Source organism: Eoetvoesiella caeni, assembly GCF_003315175.1.
GTDB lineage: Bacteria > Pseudomonadota > Gammaproteobacteria > Burkholderiales > Burkholderiaceae_B > Eoetvoesia > Eoetvoesia caeni.
In genome coordinates this window covers 1-18,142 of the sequence record NZ_QNRQ01000027.1, presented here as the reverse complement: position 1 = coordinate 18,142, position 18,142 = coordinate 1, and the positions used below count along the sequence as shown (strand labels likewise).

At 52.8% G+C, this 18,142-nt stretch carries 16 protein-coding genes and 1 pseudogene; 7 read left to right on the top strand and 10 right to left on the bottom strand.

From position 1 onward, the window contains the following. From DFR37_RS22350 to DFR37_RS22330, 5 genes are all read left to right on the top strand, one after another. Nucleotides 1-1,581 (top strand): copper resistance system multicopper oxidase (locus tag DFR37_RS22350; protein WP_113935369.1); only part of this gene is annotated, 1,581 nt, incomplete at its 5' end. Then, complete coding sequence (locus DFR37_RS22345; RefSeq protein WP_113935366.1) at nucleotides 1,578-2,741, top strand: copper resistance protein B; 1,164 nt, start codon at nucleotides 1,578-1,580, stop codon at nucleotides 2,739-2,741. The genes DFR37_RS22350 and DFR37_RS22345, both read left to right, overlap by 4 nt. 65 nt (nucleotides 2,742-2,806) lie before the next feature. Further along, nucleotides 2,807-3,319: a cupredoxin domain-containing protein gene (locus tag DFR37_RS22340; RefSeq protein ID WP_113935365.1), complete on the top strand. Its 513-nt coding sequence runs from the start codon at nucleotides 2,807-2,809 to the stop codon at nucleotides 3,317-3,319. A 222-nt stretch (nucleotides 3,320-3,541) separates the two neighbouring features. Next, nucleotides 3,542-4,111 (top strand): M23 family metallopeptidase, encoded by a 570-nt coding sequence (locus DFR37_RS22335; RefSeq protein WP_113935364.1) that lies wholly within the window; start codon nucleotides 3,542-3,544, stop codon nucleotides 4,109-4,111. Then, complete coding sequence (locus DFR37_RS22330) at nucleotides 4,101-4,652, top strand: c-type cytochrome (protein ID WP_242341950.1); 552 nt, start codon at nucleotides 4,101-4,103, stop codon at nucleotides 4,650-4,652. Before DFR37_RS22335 ends, DFR37_RS22330 begins: the two co-directional genes overlap by 11 nt. Nucleotides 4,653-4,719: 67 nt before the next feature. On the opposite strand, the gene DFR37_RS22325 is transcribed toward DFR37_RS22330, so the two are convergent. Both DFR37_RS22325 and DFR37_RS22320 read right to left on the bottom strand, forming a co-directional pair. Then, nucleotides 4,720-5,019, bottom strand: coding sequence for a CHRD domain-containing protein (locus tag DFR37_RS22325; protein ID WP_113935362.1), 300 nt, complete (start codon nucleotides 5,017-5,019; stop codon nucleotides 4,720-4,722). A gap of 143 nt (nucleotides 5,020-5,162) precedes the next feature. Continuing rightward, a complete protein-coding gene (locus DFR37_RS22320; protein ID WP_113935368.1) occupies nucleotides 5,163-7,547 on the bottom strand; it encodes a heavy metal translocating P-type ATPase in 2,385 nt (794 codons plus the stop codon). A gap of 446 nt (nucleotides 7,548-7,993) precedes the next feature. On the opposite strand from DFR37_RS22320, the gene DFR37_RS22315 reads away from it, so the two are divergent. Next, nucleotides 7,994-8,413 (top strand): DUF305 domain-containing protein, encoded by a 420-nt coding sequence (locus tag DFR37_RS22315; protein ID WP_242341948.1) that lies wholly within the window; start codon nucleotides 7,994-7,996, stop codon nucleotides 8,411-8,413. Between the two features lie 61 nt (nucleotides 8,414-8,474). On the opposite strand, the gene DFR37_RS22310 is transcribed toward DFR37_RS22315, so the two are convergent. Together DFR37_RS22310 and DFR37_RS22305 are read right to left on the bottom strand one after the other, a co-directional pair. Beyond that, nucleotides 8,475-9,524, bottom strand: coding sequence for a DMT family transporter (locus DFR37_RS22310; RefSeq protein WP_113935361.1), 1,050 nt, complete (start codon nucleotides 9,522-9,524; stop codon nucleotides 8,475-8,477). 24 nt (nucleotides 9,525-9,548) lie between these two features. Beyond that, on the bottom strand, nucleotides 9,549-9,824 hold the full coding sequence (locus DFR37_RS22305) for a metal/formaldehyde-sensitive transcriptional repressor (RefSeq protein WP_113935360.1): 276 nt from the start codon (nucleotides 9,822-9,824) through the stop codon (nucleotides 9,549-9,551). A gap of 72 nt (nucleotides 9,825-9,896) precedes the next feature. On the opposite strand from DFR37_RS22305, the gene dmeF reads away from it, so the two are divergent. Then, entirely contained in the window at nucleotides 9,897-10,850 is a 954-nt protein-coding gene (gene dmeF, locus DFR37_RS22300; RefSeq protein ID WP_113935359.1) for a CDF family Co(II)/Ni(II) efflux transporter DmeF, read from the top strand. A 314-nt stretch (nucleotides 10,851-11,164) separates the two neighbouring features. On the opposite strand, the gene DFR37_RS22295 is transcribed toward dmeF, so the two are convergent. The 6 genes and pseudogenes from DFR37_RS22295 to DFR37_RS22275 all read right to left on the bottom strand — a co-directional run bounded on the left by DFR37_RS22295 (nucleotide 11,165) and on the right by DFR37_RS22275 (nucleotide 17,994). Beyond that, entirely contained in the window at nucleotides 11,165-12,022 is an 858-nt protein-coding gene (locus tag DFR37_RS22295) for a DNA adenine methylase (protein WP_113935358.1), read from the bottom strand. A gap of 73 nt (nucleotides 12,023-12,095) precedes the next feature. Further along, nucleotides 12,096-13,451, bottom strand: a complete 1,356-nt coding sequence (locus DFR37_RS22290) for a hypothetical protein (RefSeq protein WP_113935357.1) — start codon at nucleotides 13,449-13,451, stop codon at nucleotides 12,096-12,098. A 244-nt stretch (nucleotides 13,452-13,695) separates the two neighbouring features. Beyond that, nucleotides 13,696-15,402 (bottom strand): TniQ family protein, encoded by a 1,707-nt coding sequence (locus tag DFR37_RS22285; protein WP_113935356.1) that lies wholly within the window; start codon nucleotides 15,400-15,402, stop codon nucleotides 13,696-13,698. A gap of 17 nt (nucleotides 15,403-15,419) precedes the next feature. Then, nucleotides 15,420-16,661 (bottom strand): TnsD family Tn7-like transposition protein, encoded by a 1,242-nt coding sequence (locus DFR37_RS22280; protein ID WP_245954057.1) that lies wholly within the window; start codon nucleotides 16,659-16,661, stop codon nucleotides 15,420-15,422. A gap of 138 nt (nucleotides 16,662-16,799) precedes the next feature. Further along, nucleotides 16,800-17,309, bottom strand: a pseudogene (locus tag DFR37_RS23615) (TniQ family protein); the annotation flags it as partial. A gap of 10 nt (nucleotides 17,310-17,319) precedes the next feature. Next, nucleotides 17,320-17,994, bottom strand: a complete 675-nt coding sequence (locus tag DFR37_RS22275; protein ID WP_113935354.1) for a hypothetical protein — start codon at nucleotides 17,992-17,994, stop codon at nucleotides 17,320-17,322. Between the last annotated feature and the right edge of the window lie 148 nt (nucleotides 17,995-18,142).

Here is an 18,142-nt window from a genome sequence, read left to right as displayed (position 1 = left end):
ATACGGGTCACAAATCGGCTAAAAGAAGCAACCTCGATTCACTGGCATGGCATCCTCTTACCCTTTCAGATGGACGGGGTGCCTGGGATCAGTTTCCCCGGTATTGCGCCAGGGGAGACGTTCACCTATCGCTTCAAGGTCGAGCAAAACGGTACGTATTGGTATCACTCGCACTCTGGTATGCAGGAAGCGACGGGGATGATCGGCGCCATTGTGATTGAGCCTGCTCAAAGCGACCCAATTCGGGCAGACCGCGAGTATGTGGTTCAGCTCACGGATTGGACGGACGAAGATCCCATGCGCGTGCTCGCCAAGCTGAAAATGCAGGGCGACTATTACAACTATAACCAGCCAACTGTGGTGGATTTCTTCCAGGACGCGTCCCGCGACGGCCTTAAAGCGGCGATCGACAAGCGCAAGATGTGGAACGAAATGCGCATGAGCCCGACCGACCTGAACGATTTATCGTCCAATGTGCTCACCTACTTGATGAATGGCACCACGCCGGCCGGCAACTGGACGGGGTTATTTAGGCCGGGCGAACGCGTTCGCCTGCGCTTTATTAACGGCTCGGGCCACAGTTTTTATGATGTACGCATCCCCGGCTTGAAAATGACGATCGTGCAAGCCGATGGACAAAACGTTGATCCGGTCACGGTCGATGAGTTTCGCTTTGGATCGGGCGAGACGTATGACGTCATTGTCGAACCCAAAGATGACGCCTACACCATCTTTGCTCAATCCATGGATCGTACCGGCTATGCGCGCGGCACCCTGGCAACCCGCGCAGGGCTGGTGGCTGCGGTCCCTAAGCTGGACGAGCCTGAGTGGCTGACCATGGCTGACATGATGGGTGCCATGGGCGGTGGCATGGCCGGTATGGCAGGCATGGATCATGGCGGCTCTGGCCAGCCTGCCATGGCGGGAATGAATCATGGGGCGATGGCAGGCATGAGCGCGGGCAGTATGGCGGGCATGGATCACGGCTCGATGGCAGGAATGAATCACGTCAACATGGCCGGCATGGACCATAGCGCCATGGGTAGGGACAAAGCCAGCACTAAAGTGCGCCACGCGAAGACCGAGTATGGCCCAAGCACGGATATGCATGTTGATATGCCGCGCACTAATCTGGATGACCCCGGCATCGGACTGCGCAACAACGGCCGGCGGGTACTCACCCTCGCCGATCTGCATACCATTGGCGGGCCGATGGACCCACGCGGCGCGGAACGCGAAATTGAATTGCACTTAACGGGCAATATGGAGCGCTTTACCTGGTCCTTTGATGGCGTTGAGTTTGGCAAATCCACACCCGTGCATTTTCGCTACGGTGAACGCGTGCGGGTCATCTTGCATAACGACACCATGATGACCCATCCGATGCACTTGCATGGCATGTGGAGCGAACTGGAAACGCCCGATGGCGCCTTCCAGGCACGCCGCCACACGATTCCCGTTCAACCCGCGCAACGCATCAGCTTCCTCGTAACCGCCGATGCGCTCGGACGCTGGGCCTGGCACTGCCACTTGATGCTGCATATGGATATGGGCATGTTCCGTGAAGTGGTGGTGGCATGAGTTCAACCAATGAGAAAAAGGGAATTTTGACCGTGAATACCAAAATAAAGAAACGCGTGCTCGCGCTCGCGATCGCAACGCTAGGCGCGACCCCGATTTTTGCTCAGGCTCAAGCGCAAGACGCCCATAGCGGCCATACCACCATGCAAGCCACTCCGACCCCTGCTGATGCAGCAGGCATGTCTGGCATGGATCACAGCAAAATGGGTATGCCCGGCATGGACCATGGTGCGATGAATATGGGCGGCCAGGATCACGGGTCTATGAACATGAATGCAACCAGCGCGCCCAAGCCAGCACAGGCCATGCCAGGTATGAATCATGACAAAGCCAACACGGCTCCAGCCGCCCCGGCTCACGATATGGGTGCAATGGGTGAAGGCAGTGGCCAGATGGATCATGGCGCTATGCAGATGCAAGGCGGATCGGCGCCACCGGATGCGCGGGACCCCGACGCCTATTCCGGGGGATATACGTTGGATTCGGGTAAGTATTCACTGGGCCACGGCCAGCGCTTGCACATGTCTGACGAGCACAATTTCGCCTCAGTATGGTTCGATCGGCTTGAGTACGTCAGGTCCGGTAGCAATGAAGGGCTTGCCTATGAGGGGCAAGCGTGGTTTGGCGGGACATACAACCGCGCCGTATTGAAAGCCGAAGGCGAAGTAGCGGGCGGAAAACTAAAAGAAGCCCAAACCGAATTGCTATGGAGCCATGCCGTTTCCACCTTCTGGGATACCCAGCTTGGTGTGCGCGTGGACCATGGCGAAGGGCCGAGCAGAGAGTGGCTTGCATTCGGCGTACAAGGCTTGGCGCCCTATTGGTTCGATATTGATGCCACCGCCTATGTAGGCCCCAGCGGCAGAACGGCGTTGAGCTTGAGCGCGGAATACGACTTATTGATCACGCAAAAATTGGTATTGCAACCTCGCGTAGAAGTGAACTTTTACGGCAAACGCGATGAGGCCCGCGAGATTGGTAGCGGCCTGTCGGATGGTACGGCCGGCTTGCGCCTGAAATACGAAGTGACGCGACAGTTTGTCCCCTATATCGGGGTGGAATGGGCTAGTAAGTTCGGTCAAACAGCAAACTTCGCACGCGATGCCGGCGAACGTGCCCGCGAAACCCGCTTTGTCGCCGGGTTGAGCTTCCGATTCTAATCGTTGTACCCGAGAACATCACGCTTGGTGCTCTCATCCCTGTAACTTGTCTAAGAGAGCCGTTTATGAAGAAAACACTATCCATATTGCTATTGAGTACTTTACCCGTCCTGGCACTGGCCGCCGGGAGCCATGGTGCAGGTCACGAGATGAAGGATGGCACCATGATGCAAGGCCACGATATGTCCAGCATGAACAAAGCCGATTTGTCTATGGGACAGCCCGGCGATGCCGCCAAGGTCACGCGTACGATCGAGCTTGTCATGGATGACACCATGCGTTTTACCCCCGGCGAATTTAACGTCAAGCCGGGTGAGACGGTCCGTTTCTTTATGAAGAACAACGGTAAGATTCCTCATGAAATGGTGATCGGTTCGGTCGCTGAACTTAAAGAGCACGCGGCCATGATGCAAAAAATGCCGGGGATCAAACATGCTGAACCTAATATGATCACGATCAATCCTGGTCAAAAAGGCGGTCTTGTCTGGCAGTTTCCCCAGGCCGGAACCGTTGACTTCGCCTGCCTTATTCCGGGGCACATGGAAGCCGGGATGGTGGGAAAGATCAAGGTGGGCTGATATTTGTCATAAAGACTCCTTCAGCGTTTTGATTCATTGACTGGGCGGGGAGTATGTAGAACTCCGAAGGTGTGGCGACAGGGATCTTCGCACCTTTTAGCGGTTAGGCGGTTACCGCGACTGACTCTTTCTTCTTTCAGCACCCACCACGCGACAACCTAGGGCCCGAACGGGAAAGTTAACCCGACATCATTCCAATGCATCCTGCTTTACCGATACTCCATGTTTAAAGAATTACTTTTTATCCTAGCTTGCTCTATGGCAGGTACCGCCATGGCGTCGGAGGCGAGGCAGATCCCCATCACTGAAAGCCCTGTCCAGGTGCTTGGCAACCGCTCTCATAAAGTGACATCTCGACTGGCGAGCTTGCAGAGGACGTTTCTTAGAACGCCTTTGACTGAACGTGTAAGAATCAACTCGGCTTTCGGTTACCGGCTGCATCCGGTATCGGGCAAGTGGGCCGGCCATCAAGGCATTGATTACGCCGCGTCCAAAGGCACACCGATCCGAGCAACCGCACAAGGCGAGGTCACGTTCATTGGCGTTCAAAATGGGTATGGGAAAGTCATCTTCGTAGAACATGACAATGCCTATTCCACTGTCTACGCGCACCAAAGCCGCTTTAAGCGCGGGCTGAGGAAAGGTGACAGCATCGAAAAAGGACAAATCATTGGCTATGTCGGTTCAACTGGAACAGCCAGCGGCCCTCATTTGCATTATGAACTGAGAGTCAATAATCAGCCGGTGGACCCGGTGCAAGCCAAACGGCAACTGGCTTCATATGCCAAATAGTGGTGCTCGACCTGTTGCGCGTATTACGCCGCAAGATGAAAAAAAGGATAACCTGAATGGTAACCGCGTGAAAAAGAAGGCAATGATTGCCGGTGTAGTCGGCGTATTGGCGCTCGGTGTTGGCGTATATCTGTATGGAACATTCACCGATTCGGCTGGCGCATATATCGACCCCTCGAATCAAACACTGGTGGCTCTCGGGAAGAATGTCTATGCCAATAACTGTGCCGCTTGCCATGGCGCCAAGCTGGAGGGTCAGCCCGATTGGCGGATTCGTCAAGCGAACGGACGCTTGCCCGCCCCGCCGCACAACGAGACGGGGCACACCTGGCATCATCCAGACACTGTTCTGATTGATATCATCAAAAACGGTCTTGTACCTGGCGTCACGGCGCCACCGGGCTATGTGAGCGACATGCCAGCCTACGGCAAGTTGCTGACCGAGCACGATATCCAGGCCGTGCTGGCTTATATCAAGAGTTCCTGGCCCAAGCAGGCATTGGCTGCTCAGAAGGAAATCACGCTGCAACCGCCACAGTAATGACTTGGGCCGGGATGAGCCTTCATTTTGACTTGGACAAACGCAACACGTTCGTCACCGCCGAAGCTCAGGGCTTCAGCTGATCCCGGATCTCGCCGCCTTTGTGAGTGGCGCTATGCACGTTGACGTAAAGATTGCCCGCTTTATATGCCTTGTATTGCGCATCGGTCAGTTTGGCATTCGCCGGTACCATCCATTGGTTGTCCCCTTTCTTTTCCAGAGTGATTATGGGGGGGCCATTCTTACCGGTGGCGGCTTCGTGGATGTGCGCCATGGCCACGCCATAGCCTGCAGCCAAACCACCCATGATCACACTACTTGCGAGAACCGCTAGACGAGATTTCGAGAAAATCGCATTACCGCGCATAAAATACTCCTTGATATAAAGGCCCAGCTAACCTGCCGGGCTTAGTTGACGATCGATCAAGCCCAAGATGAGCATCTAGTGTGCCCGCCATTAGCAGTTCACGCAGCAACAACCACAATCATGGTTTTAAGCAGGATGGCTATCTATTTTGCTTTACGCAGCCGCAACGCGTTCGCCACCACCGAGGCCGAGCTCAAGCTCATCGCCAGCGCGGCAAACATAGGCGAGAGTAGCAGTCCGGTAAATGGATATAACACGCCGGCCGCCAGCGGCACGCCCAGCGAGTTGTACACAAAGGCAAACCCCAGGTTCTGCTTCATATTCGCGATGGTCGCGTCAGACAGGTGGCGGGCAATCGAGATGCCCCGTAGGTCGCCTTTGACCAACGTAACCTGAGCGCTGTTCATGGCCACATCGGTGCCGGTGCCCATGGCAATGCCCACATCAGCTTTCGCCAGGGCCGGCGCGTCGTTAATGCCGTCGCCCGCCATGGCCACGATATGCCCTTGATCTTGAAGCTTGGTGACAAGATCGAGCTTATCGGCCGGTTTGACCTCGCCATGGAATTCGTCGATACCCAGGCGCCCGGCTACCGATTTTGCCGTGGACACGCCGTCACCGGTCGCCATAATGACCCGGATTCCTGCGGCCTTCAGCTCCATCAATGCTTCTTGCGTGCTGGCTTTAATGGGATCCGAGACGGCAAGCAGGCCCAATAGGTGACCATCTGCGGCAAGGTACATGACGCTTGCACCCTGGACACGCAGGCTCTCGGCCTTTTCGCTCAATATCGCCACATCGACGCCTTCTTGCTGCATCAGCGCCGTGTTACCGAGCGCCAAACGCTTGCCTTCGACTATGCCACGCACACCGATCCCCGTACCGGACTCAAACTCATCTACCGTGGCCAATGCAACACCCTGCTTACGTGCGGCGCTAACGATGGCGTCGGCCAAGGGATGTTCGCTGCCTTGATCCAGGCTGGCGGCCAAGCGCAGCACCTCCTCAGCGGTACCGCCTTGGACGGGAACCGCTTGCTCGAATGTGGGTCGTCCTTCGGTCAGTGTGCCGGTCTTATCGACGATCAAGGTATCGACTTTACGGAAGTTTTCGATGGCGGCCGCATCGCGAAACAAGACGCCTTGCGTTGCGCCACGGCCAGTGGCCACCATGATGGACATAGGCGTGGCCAGCCCTAGCGCACACGGGCAGGCAATGATGAGGACCGCCACCGCATTGATCAGACCATAGACCCAACTGGGTTGTGGCCCCCAGAAACCCCATACAAAGAAGGTAAGGATGGCAATGGCAACTACCGTCAAAACAAAGTAACCAGCCACGCGATCGGCCATGCGTTGCATAGGGGCTCGCGAGCGCTGTGCCTGTGCAACGAGCTGCACGATTTGAGACAGCACCGTCGCCGAGCCCACTTTCTCGGCACGTATCACCAGGGCGCCGGATGTATTCATGGTCGCGCCAATCACCTTGTCGCCCACCCGCTTACTGACCGGCAGCGGTTCACCGGTGAGCATGGATTCGTCCACCGAACTCGCGCCTTCCTCTACCGCCCCGTCAACCGGCACTTTCTCGCCCGGGCGCACGCGTAGGCGATCGCCTTCATGGACGTGGGTGAGTGGCACATCTTCCTCAGTGCCATCGGGTCCGATACGCCGGGCTGTCTTGGGAGCTAATCCCATTAGCGACTTGATGGCCGCAGAAGTCTGCGAGCGCGCTTTTAACTCAAGGATTTGCCCGAAAAGCGTCAAGGAAATGATGACGACTGCCGCTTCAAAGTACACCGCGATGCGCCCCATGGACAAGAACGTGTCGGGAAACACTTCTGGTGCAACGGTGGCCACGACGCTATAGATAAAAGCCGCCGCCGTTCCCAAGCCGATGAGTGTCCACATATTAGGACTACGGTTAATCACAGACTGTACGCCGCGCACAAAAAACGGCCAACCCGCCCAGAGCACCACCGGCAAGGAAAGCACTAGCTCGATCCAGCTTTGGGTGGCCATGCCAAACCAACCCAATTGGTGCCCGAACATGGCCAGCGTGGTGACGATTACCGTTAAAGGCAAGGTCCACCAGAACCGACGAGTGAAGTCCGCCAGCTCGGGATTATCGTCTTCCAGCGTGGGCATAAGCGGTTCCAGCGCCATGCCGCACTTGGGACAGTTTCCGGGGTGGTCTTGGCGAATCTCGGGATGCATCGGACAGGTATAGATCGTGCTCGGTGCGGCTGCCTCAGTGTGTTGTTCGTTTGGCCGTTTTTTAGAAAGATACTTGGCCGGGTCCGCGCTGAATTTGGCTTGGCAGCCCGTGCTGCAGAAATAAAACGACTGACCATCATGCTCAAGATGGTGTGGCGATTGTTCGGTGACCGACATTCCGCATACGGGGTCTTTTAACGCTGGGGCCGAGGCCGTAGCCCGTTTAACGTGGCTGCCGTCAGCTCCCGTTGATCCGCCGGTTAAGTCACCGGATTGGCCGTGATGAGCATGTTCGTGGTCGTGTGGTGTCATGACGTAGCCGTTTTCCATTTAGTATTGGACTACGCTGACCTCTCACCATCCCAAAACAGCGTAGAGTCCGAGATCGCAACGGATGGCAGGTGTGTCAATCATGCCACACTTAAGTGCTTGCGAAACTGACAGTTTGCTGTCAGCAGCATTACGTTTTTGTCATGATGAACGACGATAGTAGCGATATCAATGAATCATATTATTAGCATAGCTAGAATAACCTGGTGGCGGCACGCGAATTGCTGACGAACAAAGTTTGTACAGATAACGCGAGCCAAAACGCATGCTTCATTGCTTCGAGACTTCCATAATCGCGCGCAATTAGTGGTCGCACAATGGCTAGGAGCTTAATGCGATTGAGGGGATGAATTTTGCAGCGTTTTTGTAAATATGGGCATCTCGGCTCGATATCTTGGACGTTCTTTCAGCTGGTATAGGAGATGATCATGAAGATTCAAATCGGCAAAAAGGTCCGCGTCGCTCGCCACATTTTATTACCATTGATGCTAGGCGCCAGCCTTGGGGCAACCTCAGTGTTGGCGTCCGCTCAGACGACTACACCATCGAACCAAGGGTCAATGAGTTCCGGAGCAATGAAAGGCAACATGCCTATGGATATGCGCGGCTCCATGATGAATATGCGCAAACAGATGGACGCTATGAAGTCATCCGGCGACATCGACCATGACTTTGCCGCAATGATGCGCATTCATCATCAAGGTGCTGTCGATATGGCCGAGTTGGAACTGAAAAAAGGAAAAGACCCGAAGATGCAACAAATGGCCAAGGACATTATCGCGGCTCAGAATAAAGAAATCGCTCAATTTGACCAATGGCTTGCCCAGCATAAAAAACAGCAGAAGTAGTTTTATCGCCTTACAAGACAATAAGTAAAAGGTGGCGCGCAGGGGCGCCTTTTATCCGTAATCAATGGCGATGCCGGTGGTGGGCGTCGGGGAAATGTGCATGGAAATGAGTCAAAGGCACATGTTGGTGTGCATGACGATGTTTCGTCCCCGGCGCAACATACACATCATGCTCGTGCTGATGATGGGCATCATGAATATGTTCATGGTCATGTTCTAAGGCTTCATGCCGATGAAGGTGCTCATGCCGCTCTGTTAGGTGCAGCCAAATGCCCAGAGCCATCAGTGCGGCTGCGATAAGCAACGTCACCGTTAGAGGGTCGCCCAGAGCTACCGCCAGCATGGCACCCATGAACGGCGCGACCGAAAAGTAAGCCCCCGTGCGGGCCGTACCTAAGTGGCGCAGACTCACCACGAATAAAGCTAGGCTCACGCCGTATGCGAAAAACCCCACCACAAGCGCCCCGGCCAAATTGGGCAACGGCGGAATGCTTGCGCCCATTATGAAAGCCAGGGCCAGATTGACCGAACCGGCAGCTAGGCCTTTTACCGACGCAATCCAGGTCGCGTCCGAGAGCGACACTTTACGAGTTAAGTTATTGTCCAGACCCCAGGCAAAACAGGCACCCAGTATGGCAAGCGCTGGCCATGCACCGGCAAAACGTGCCTCTCCTGGCCAGCTCAAGACTACGGCTCCGGCTACGATCGCCACCATGCCCAGCGCGATACGCCGGTCAAAATTCTCTTTGAATGCAAACCAGGCCAAGAGCGCCGTAAACACGCCTTCGGCGTTGAGCAAAAGGGACGCCCCGGAGGCGGGCATTCCCGTCAAACCGAGCATTAAGAGTACCGGTCCGACAATTCCACCTGCGAGGATCGCACCGAGGAACCATGGCATTTCTTGACGAGGTAATTTGACCGCAGGTGCTTTGCTGAAATATCGATACAAGCTCAAGCCGACACCCGAGCCAAGATACAGCAGGCCAGCCAACAGCCATGGGCTCACCGAAGCGAGCAAGAGTTTTGCCAACGGCGTCCCGGCTCCGAACAGCAAAGCGGCACCCAGGGCGGCCGGTACGCCCGTTTGGCGCATTCCCTCCTGAAACTTCATTCCATAATCCTTTTGACGCGCTTTCTATTTCAAATACGAACGTAAAGCCTGCACGATTTGTTCCACCTCTTTTTGACGTTGCAACGTAGACATCTCTTCGGCCCCAAGATGTTCGCGAATATGTCCTTCTAAAACCACGGTCATTAAGCCGTTAACCGCGCCCCGGATCGCGGCAATTTGTTGAAGCACCGCGGCGCACTCCGTTTCGTTTGTGATGGCCTTTTCCAGGGCCTCAGCCTGACCTTTAATTCGTCGGATACGGGTTAACAGTGGTTTTTGATCCCGAGTTGTGTGCGACATCTATTTTCCTTTTCGCCATTATCTATACAGGGGTATAGTATATGACTTTAGCCCGCATCAGGACAATGAACAATGGAACAACGCCAGCCCGACAACGATTGGACGCACTCTCACGTTTTCAACGAAGGCAATCCGCTAGCTCAAAAAAACACCACTCGGGCCGTCATCCTCACCGCCGTGATGATGGTAGTCGAAATTGTGGGCGGCTATACGTTCAATTCCATGGCGCTGCTTGCGGACGGGTGGCACATGAGTTCCCATGCGTTAGCCCTTGGGTTATCCGTGCTGGCGTATGTCTTTGCACGACGGTTTGCAAACGATAGCCGGTTTGCCTTTGGGACTTGGAAGATTGAAGTTTTAGCTGGCTATACCAGTGCCCTGTTGCTTGTCCTGGTCGCGGGATCAATGCTGTTCCAATCCGTTGAGCGCTTGTTATCTCCAGGCCCGATCTACTACGACCAAGCCATTGCCCTCGCGTTTATTGGATTGGTCGTGAATATTGTTTGTGCGTGGCTCCTAAAGGATGGGCACGGTCACAGTCACGATACTCACGGTCATGCTGATCATGGGCATCATCAGGATCTGAATCTGCGTGCGGCCTATGTGCATGTCATTGCCGATGCGGCGACATCCGTCCTGGCGATTGTGGCACTTATTGCGGGGAAATTCTGGGGAGCAAGTTGGTTGGACCCTGTGATGGGTATTGTAGGTGCCATGCTGGTCTCAGTGTGGGCCTATGGCTTATTACGCGACTCGGGACGAGTGTTGCTCGATGCCGAGATGAACACACCGGTGGTAGGCGAAATCCGACAGATAATTGAGACAAGTCCAATGAAGGCAGCCATCAGCGATCTACATGTGTGGCGCGTCGGCAAGGGAAAATTCGCCTGTATCGTGGGCCTTGTCACTGACGAAGCGATATCGCCAGCGTATTTTAAAAAGGCCTTAAGCGTACATAATGAACTGGCGCATGTCACTATCGAAATAAATCGACTGACGCCCGAGCATAATGGCGGAGCGAGCTAGCATTTTGATCCGCAGGGCATTAATGCTGCGAGCTTTCGATTCCACATGACTACCAGGAAATCCCCCACCCTGGGCTAGGTTTGATGCGTAATGTGATTCTTATGTTGTGACCGGTCATTCCGGCCAATCAAAGAAATCGGTCACATTCGACCAGAATTCCCACATACCGGCAATTGACGCGAGCAAGCAACGCCGACTGAACCTTAGCCGATGCTGCAGTACCTATGGAGTAATGCCGAATGATTTTACTGGCGCTCGTCTGGAAGAAGCTCTTGAAACCATAGCGAGATTCTGTAACGGGGCAAATTGTCCCTTCAAGCTGCTTGCATAGACGCTTTCAATCCTGGGCACTCCAGTGAGGGGCCAAGAAAGATAGCCTCCGTTCCACGATACCTGTTTTGCGCACAATAGCTCAAGCTATAGCTGACATATTGATAGTCACGATATAGCTCGCGGATTGCCGGAACATCATCGTACGACACCATGCAATGCTGGCGTATTCCTGCTGCCGCCGCGGCGACAGCGGCGTGATCATCGTGCTTGTAGTGGTGTTCGTATAAATCCCCACCTTTTACATAATAGGGGGGATCAAGGTATACCAGTGTCCTATCAGGAAGGCTTGGTACGACGTGTTGCAGAAGGTCCACCGCGTCCAGTTTATACAAACTGATCCTGCTATGGTGCTCCGCTATGAGCTCGATCCGCCTGATCAGTTCATCTTTTCTAAAGCGAGCGTCGATTTTGAAGTTTCCGTTTTGGTTTTTACCACCGATCACCCCCGCTTTAAGAATTCCGGAACGGTTTGTCCGATTAAGGAAGAATGTTGAAAAACCCAATATTAAGGGGTCAACCGTATCCTTCTGCTTCTGAATTTCCCGTTGCTCGGTCCATGTGTGCATGTCAACAGTTACTTTGGAGATAAGCCGGCACAGATTCTCAGAATCATTCAGAACTGAGTGCCAAAACGCCCACACTGAGGGGTCTATATCATTAATATGAACGTGGGAAGCAAATTCTTGAATGATCAGTTCCAAGGCAATCGATGCACCGCCGGCATACGGTTCAACGTAATGTCCGTCCATAAGGTCATTATGGCGAAATAATGCCTTTACATATTCGGTGAGTTTGGTTTTCCCCCCGGGATAGCGTAAGGGTGAGTGATAGCTAGACAAGGGGCCTCCGCATTAAGTTCGACCCACTTTAGCAATTTTGAGCGAGTTTGGCCAGCTGGTTGGGCCATCTAATTTAGACGTGGGCAATGTGCAACATAAATGGTGAAATGTTGTCCCAGATTGTCTTCAGTTCAGAACCAAGGGGAGAAGCGTACCGACTGTGAACGAACGAATGCAAAGTAGTAATGTTCGTCGGCTGTGCCTGGTCGTCGGGCTCCGTGCTCGCTAACTTGTTAACGATGCCCTCTTGATTTTTATCGAGCTTCCCCTGATCTTTAAGATGCTTGGCGGTACTTCGTACCTTTTCTGCGAGCGTCGCTTGGTGCCTGGCCTTGACAATGGTGACGTTGTTGCGTGCGATGAAGTCATCTAGGCTAAGTTCGATGAAAGTGCGCAGGAGCACTGCAACTGCGTTTTCATAGTCTTCGACGGAAAGGCGCTTTAGCTCACGATAGATTTTGTTCAACCGCGGACTTTCCGAGCTCGTGGTGACTACGAAGCTCTTAGGAATGAGTGTGGATCGCTTGTCGTTCCTAGATCGTACTTTGGGCTCTATTGCAGCCGGTTTGGGTTCTGGGGCCGGCGCCAGATCGGGGTCGAGGGGCCAAAGGGTCTCCTCGTCAGGCAAGTTCGGAAGTGAGGCGGCAGGAAACTGATCAAGATACTTTTTTCTGTCTTGTTTCGACTTAAGCATAGAAACATTCCATGTTCCTGTGGCAAGGTCAGAGACTACTTGTTTGATCCCCTTTTCCAAGTCGCTAATCGCCACTGTAGACTGTAGTTTGCCCGCTGAAAGTTCTAGGCCGAGCGCCGTCCTGATTGCGGGATCGCCAAGAAGGCGATTAAGCGTGGAAATAGGAAATGCCGCACGGTCGGTCAAATCCTCTTCTGTAAACCAGTTGTTGGCTTTTCCAAAGTCGAGCAAGTTCAGGCCTGCGTCACCTTTACGAAACCTCGCCCGTTGTGTGCCGTCCCAAGGTACCGTGCCGGCGCCTTCGTTCTCCCCAGTATGCTTTAGCGGAATCCAAATGTCTGCATCTTCGCGCGATTCAAATTGGACGGCCCCCACCTTATTGATTGCCGATTTATCTGCGCGCTTCGCTAGAATCTTCATCTTCTTGCAAAAGGCGGGGACCCCCGTGCCCTGGGGTATTGCGTCAAGCAATACAGGTTTGTTCAATGCCTTCAATACCGCCGCTCGACGATTTCCCTCGAGAACAATGTACCGGTTATTTTCGGTCGCGATCACGGCAATAAGGTCTATAGGGTTCTGGCCGTTGTTTACGATATGTTCGGCTAATGCTATGGTTTTTGCCGGGTTATCAAGCAATATCCGTTCAAAGGCTTCCCGCTGGCTTTTTTGCGCAATATACCGAGGATTCTCCAAGTCAAAATCGAGCTTGCTTACGAGCACGGTAACGCTTGCCATTATTCATCCTCCGGGGTAATTACGATATTGAACCGGGACCAATGTATACGTTTAGCGATGAATTGTAAAATTTGGCAATTAATGTCAATTTGCAGGCCAACCTCTATGGCAATTATTCCCGCATCATAGCGAAAGGGAAAAGGTAGCTAGCGAAGTTCGATTGGATGCATGGTGTGCACTTCGCCGCTTCAGTATTCCCGGTCAGCGAGCTGTATTCTTGGCGCGGCACAGCCAGATCCCGAGGCTATGCCATTGACAGGCCATCCCTAGCCTTTCGTGCCATCTCAAAATTTTGGACAAGAGTAGGCACTCGAGCTCGGCGAAGAATTTGCTTGAGGCTTATCGAGTGCCCTTCGCCTTGAAACTGCCGTGCCGCCCAAATTATTTGGCGTTCAGTTTTGCTTTCGTTAGCCGCTTCAACTGCACGCCGAAGTCCAGGGTTACGTCTAATGGCACTCTGTGCTTGGCTACTGCTTAGCCCGGCCCTCTGGCCCAAAACAGCACCATTGATTCGCACGGGCCAGTCTTGCGCGGCAAGAATTTTCTGCAGCACAGCATGAAGCACTATGACACGTGAGGCGTCGTTTAGAATGCGTCGTGCGGTTCTGTGTTCTTTCTTGCGCACATCCAACTCGTGCAGCTTATTTTTTAGCCACACCTCATCACGCAATGAAGCGCGCACGCCCGCCGGCGAATTTATTAGTCTTTCTCTGATTTTATCTCGAGAAAACTGCTGTTGCATAAATACTTCTAGCAAGTTTTTTCTGTCTTGGCCGACGGTAGGATTGATGGTTGTAGTCACTACAAAGTTTTTACTTAGCCACTGTTCATCGAATAATTTTAGGAACCAATAAAGCACTTTGCTCCTAGAAGGTGAACAGCCTCGGTGTTCACTCATGAATTGCCGCATTTCTTGTCTGGCGCTCTCAATGGTTAACGTCTGCCGCACCACCTTGGAGAGTGGTCTGCCGTGCTCTGGACCGGGGACGGTCCTATCGGCTAATTCTCTGGATACTTGTTTAAAGTCCAGGTTAAGGGCGACCATGAGGGCGCAAAGATCAGAGGAGCGCGCTACGGAAAAATAAGGTCGAAAGGTAACGATCGATCGATCGTTTATACATAATCGTAACGGTTGGCCCAGCGGTGTTTGCTCTAATTCAAAGGCGCTGCGCAGAATCTTTTTGTAGCTGTTGAGCCCGTTTCTCTCGTTCATTTTCAGTTCAAGATAATGGCGGATCTCGGCATATGACCATTCTGGTCGCCCATTGTTTAGCGCAGCAATACTAACAGTTACGAGTTGCTTGTATATGGTGGGTATGGTCGGTTGATGAGGCGTTGGTCGGCCTAATAAATAGCCGCAAGAACACTGCAGTTTAGGAAGGTCTAGCAACCGGGGGGCTAAAGGCACGATTGTTTGATTGCATGCGGGACATGCACTTAGCAGAATGCATCCATGAGAGGCGCAAACGAATACATTGGGAAGTTGGTGGATCCTATGCCAGTAGGGTTCACCATAACGCCGGTAGTCATTGTCCAAACATGCAGGGCATAGGCGGGCCGAGTCAGCAAGGCCTGCCGTATGTTTAGAGCCTGTTTGACGGATGCCGTGTGTTCTAGGTTTCTTCAGTTGGATTCTTATCTGGCGTGTAGGATTGCTAGCCATGGACTCATTGTCCAGATTTTCAGGTGAGTCGAACGCAAGCCAGTATGGAAGCGTTGTCAACTCCATCATGGCCGTAAAGTAATTCGTACCAAGCGCGTTCAGCAGATTTTCGAGTTTATCGCTATAGCTGAGCATGCCTAGCATGGGATGTTGCACGCGGCGATTGTGAATAGTTGCTTCTAAGAAAGGACGCCATGCTCCGCTACCATTATGGTGGGCAAGTCGAGCAAGCCACGAACACAGAAGCTCATCAGGATAAGGTTGCAGGCGAAAGGGAAGTAGCGGCATGGCGAAAGTGATTAGGGTTATGACATATCTATTCCGCGCGATATTGCGTAAGCACTAAGACTAGGCGTCCAATTCTTTAGTCCAGCCAGTCGTTGGATCCGCCAACGTGATCGCAGAAGACCAAGGCACCTCAATTTATCAATCGCCAGATCAATGCGAAACTTTTGAAACTGTTCAATTGATTCCGACAGTTCGATGAGAGTGTTGTTAAGTGTGGGAAGTCGTTCTCGATTTGCTCTTACCATTGCTTCACGGTTCAGATGCCGAAGAATGAGCGTTGCACTGATCCGAGAGCGATTGATTCGAGTTCTTTCGTTCCTCACAAATTGTTGGGCCTGTTTTGCAAGGCTTTGATCACGTTTAGTCCAATCTACTTTGCTGTTTCTGGGACCAGTGGGGGCACGAGGTAATGTAGAGCAAACATCTTTAAGCCATTGCTGGTCATTGCGCCGAAGCCATGCATATTCGCCTGGCGATGTGGCGCGAATCATAGTTACTCCTTTTGCGGGAAGTTTTTTGCACAAGGCTAACCAGTGCTGTCGATGCGTTATCCTTTCTGATTCGATTTTGTGGTCCGCGTGTAGCTGCTTGAGGCCTGGCGTGTGAGCGCGAATACGATAGGCTACGCTTATAGATACACTGTGCTTTTTCGAGATTTCCGCTATTGCTAATCCGGCGCACAAGTCTGTAACGATGGCCAAGCGGATCACTTCGGGAACCCTATGGCAGCGGCCCTGGTTGGTCATTTCGATGGTTTGTCGGCTTCCCGACACCGCTGAGCTAGTGGACCCCAATCGGTCGGATGTGGCTTGGCCAAATTCCGTTTGATTCGAGAATGGGGTGTCGCGACGAGGATGGCGCGGGACAACGATAGTTTGCCGCGGCAAGGTATCGTTTTCTTGGGTTCGCCACCTGTCGGCCATGTTGTTCTTCGACGAATCGAAGGCGTCAAGGAATTTTTCAATAGAACCGAACAAGAACCGAATCAGAAGAAGGTGGCAGATCGGATGAGATGACCGGCCGGGTCGTCTTAACGTTGAATAGAGCCAAAACAGCGGGTGGTTCGCGCTGGAAAGCAGTCTTTCGCGATGCTCGAACCCTTGGAAATGGTTGTAATATTCTCGAATAGCGTCAGTCAGTGCAGGAAAGTCAATTTTTCCGTGAGTCTTGTTAAAACCAAGGCTTAGAATTTTAGAAATGTAGACGAAATTGAGGGCGCTTACGTCGCTGATATAGCGGTTCGCTTGAAGCAATGCCACTGACATTAAGGCTAGTTGATAGTTGTGTGATTCGCGGGCTATGCAGGTCGGTTCAAAAGTGGAGGGCCATGGGGACTGTTGCAGCTGCTGTCGATGTGACAAACAGCTGAGCCCAGAGAGCACGTCGAGTTGAATGCCGTGGACCGTACAGTACACAACGCCAGGGAGTTGATGACTTCGTTGCCAATACGTGCATCCATATTGTTTGGCCGTGCTCGTGTTGCAAAGCACGCAGTAGCGGGCTATGACTTGCGCACCGAAGCCGTTGGCTACGCGCCCCAGCAGTGTCTTTACGCCCTGTCCACCTGTGCCACGAAATAGATGAACTAGTCGCGTGTTCCGAGAAGCCGATAGAAATGGCCTGTGATATGGATATAACGTTGCACGATCAATGAGATCGTCGGCTGATTTAAATGGGGACCGCTCTCCCAGTGTGCGTTGTAAAGCATCCAGTCCTGTTGGTAAATCAAGCACAGGTATGTGGCTGTCGCACCCAAATAGGAGAACCATAAATTGGCGGGGTAACGTAAACGCGTTTAATGTCCAAATGCGCTGTAAAAAAGAATACAGGCATTCATCGGGAAGTAATTCAGGGATGAAGCACAATGGTGAGTACAATTTCGGTGTCAAGACATGAACCGTTCGCATGGCGAGCGCCCTAATCTAATGCCAGTGGGTCTTCCATAGGTAATTTGATGTCCGGAGCAGGCTCTGGATGAATCCTATTCTTTGGTGCTCTGGCTTTACTTGACGTGTTTTTTTGTTCGGGACGGACCGTTTCGTCGTGGCAATCTTCAAATTCGTCGATTCGATTAACCCGGCTGTTGGCCGTGTGTTCGTTCGCACCAAGTTGTTTTCTTAAGTCACGATACTTCGCGCTAAAAAGCAGATCATCGAAAACGCGTAGTCTTTTGGGGTCGCGGCTGGATAACGCTCGGATGGCCGGCTGCAGAAATGCCATATCAGTCGCTGAAACTCGTTCAAAAGATTGTTCGTCAATAGTTTCGCGTCCTCCGATTTCGTTTCTTTGCGCCAGCATAAACGCCAATGATGCAAACGCGGTGTTGCCGGCAGAAGATGTATGCCAGGCTTTCTTGATGCTGTCGGACAGTCGACATTTGTTTCTTGTTAAGCTGTAGTCCCAGTAGACTTCACAAAATTCGTCCCATTGAGGATCATTTTGCGACATGGGTTTGAAGATCGTTTCTCCGCTAGACGATAGCTTTCGTAAATTCCGCACGCTACCCTCGAGAACCGGCTGAACTGCTGGAGTGGCTAGCAAAAGTAAGCTGATCCCTAGTCGTTCAATGACTTCGCTGAATAGATTCAGCATAAATTCTGCATTGCCTCCTCGGGCATAGCGCAAATTCTGTACCTCATCGATTATGTTCAGCGACAATTAACTTGACCGGTCAGCGACAACTATCTTGGCCGGTTGATCTGATAGGGTTCGACACTGCAAATCGGAGGATGCGCGGTGT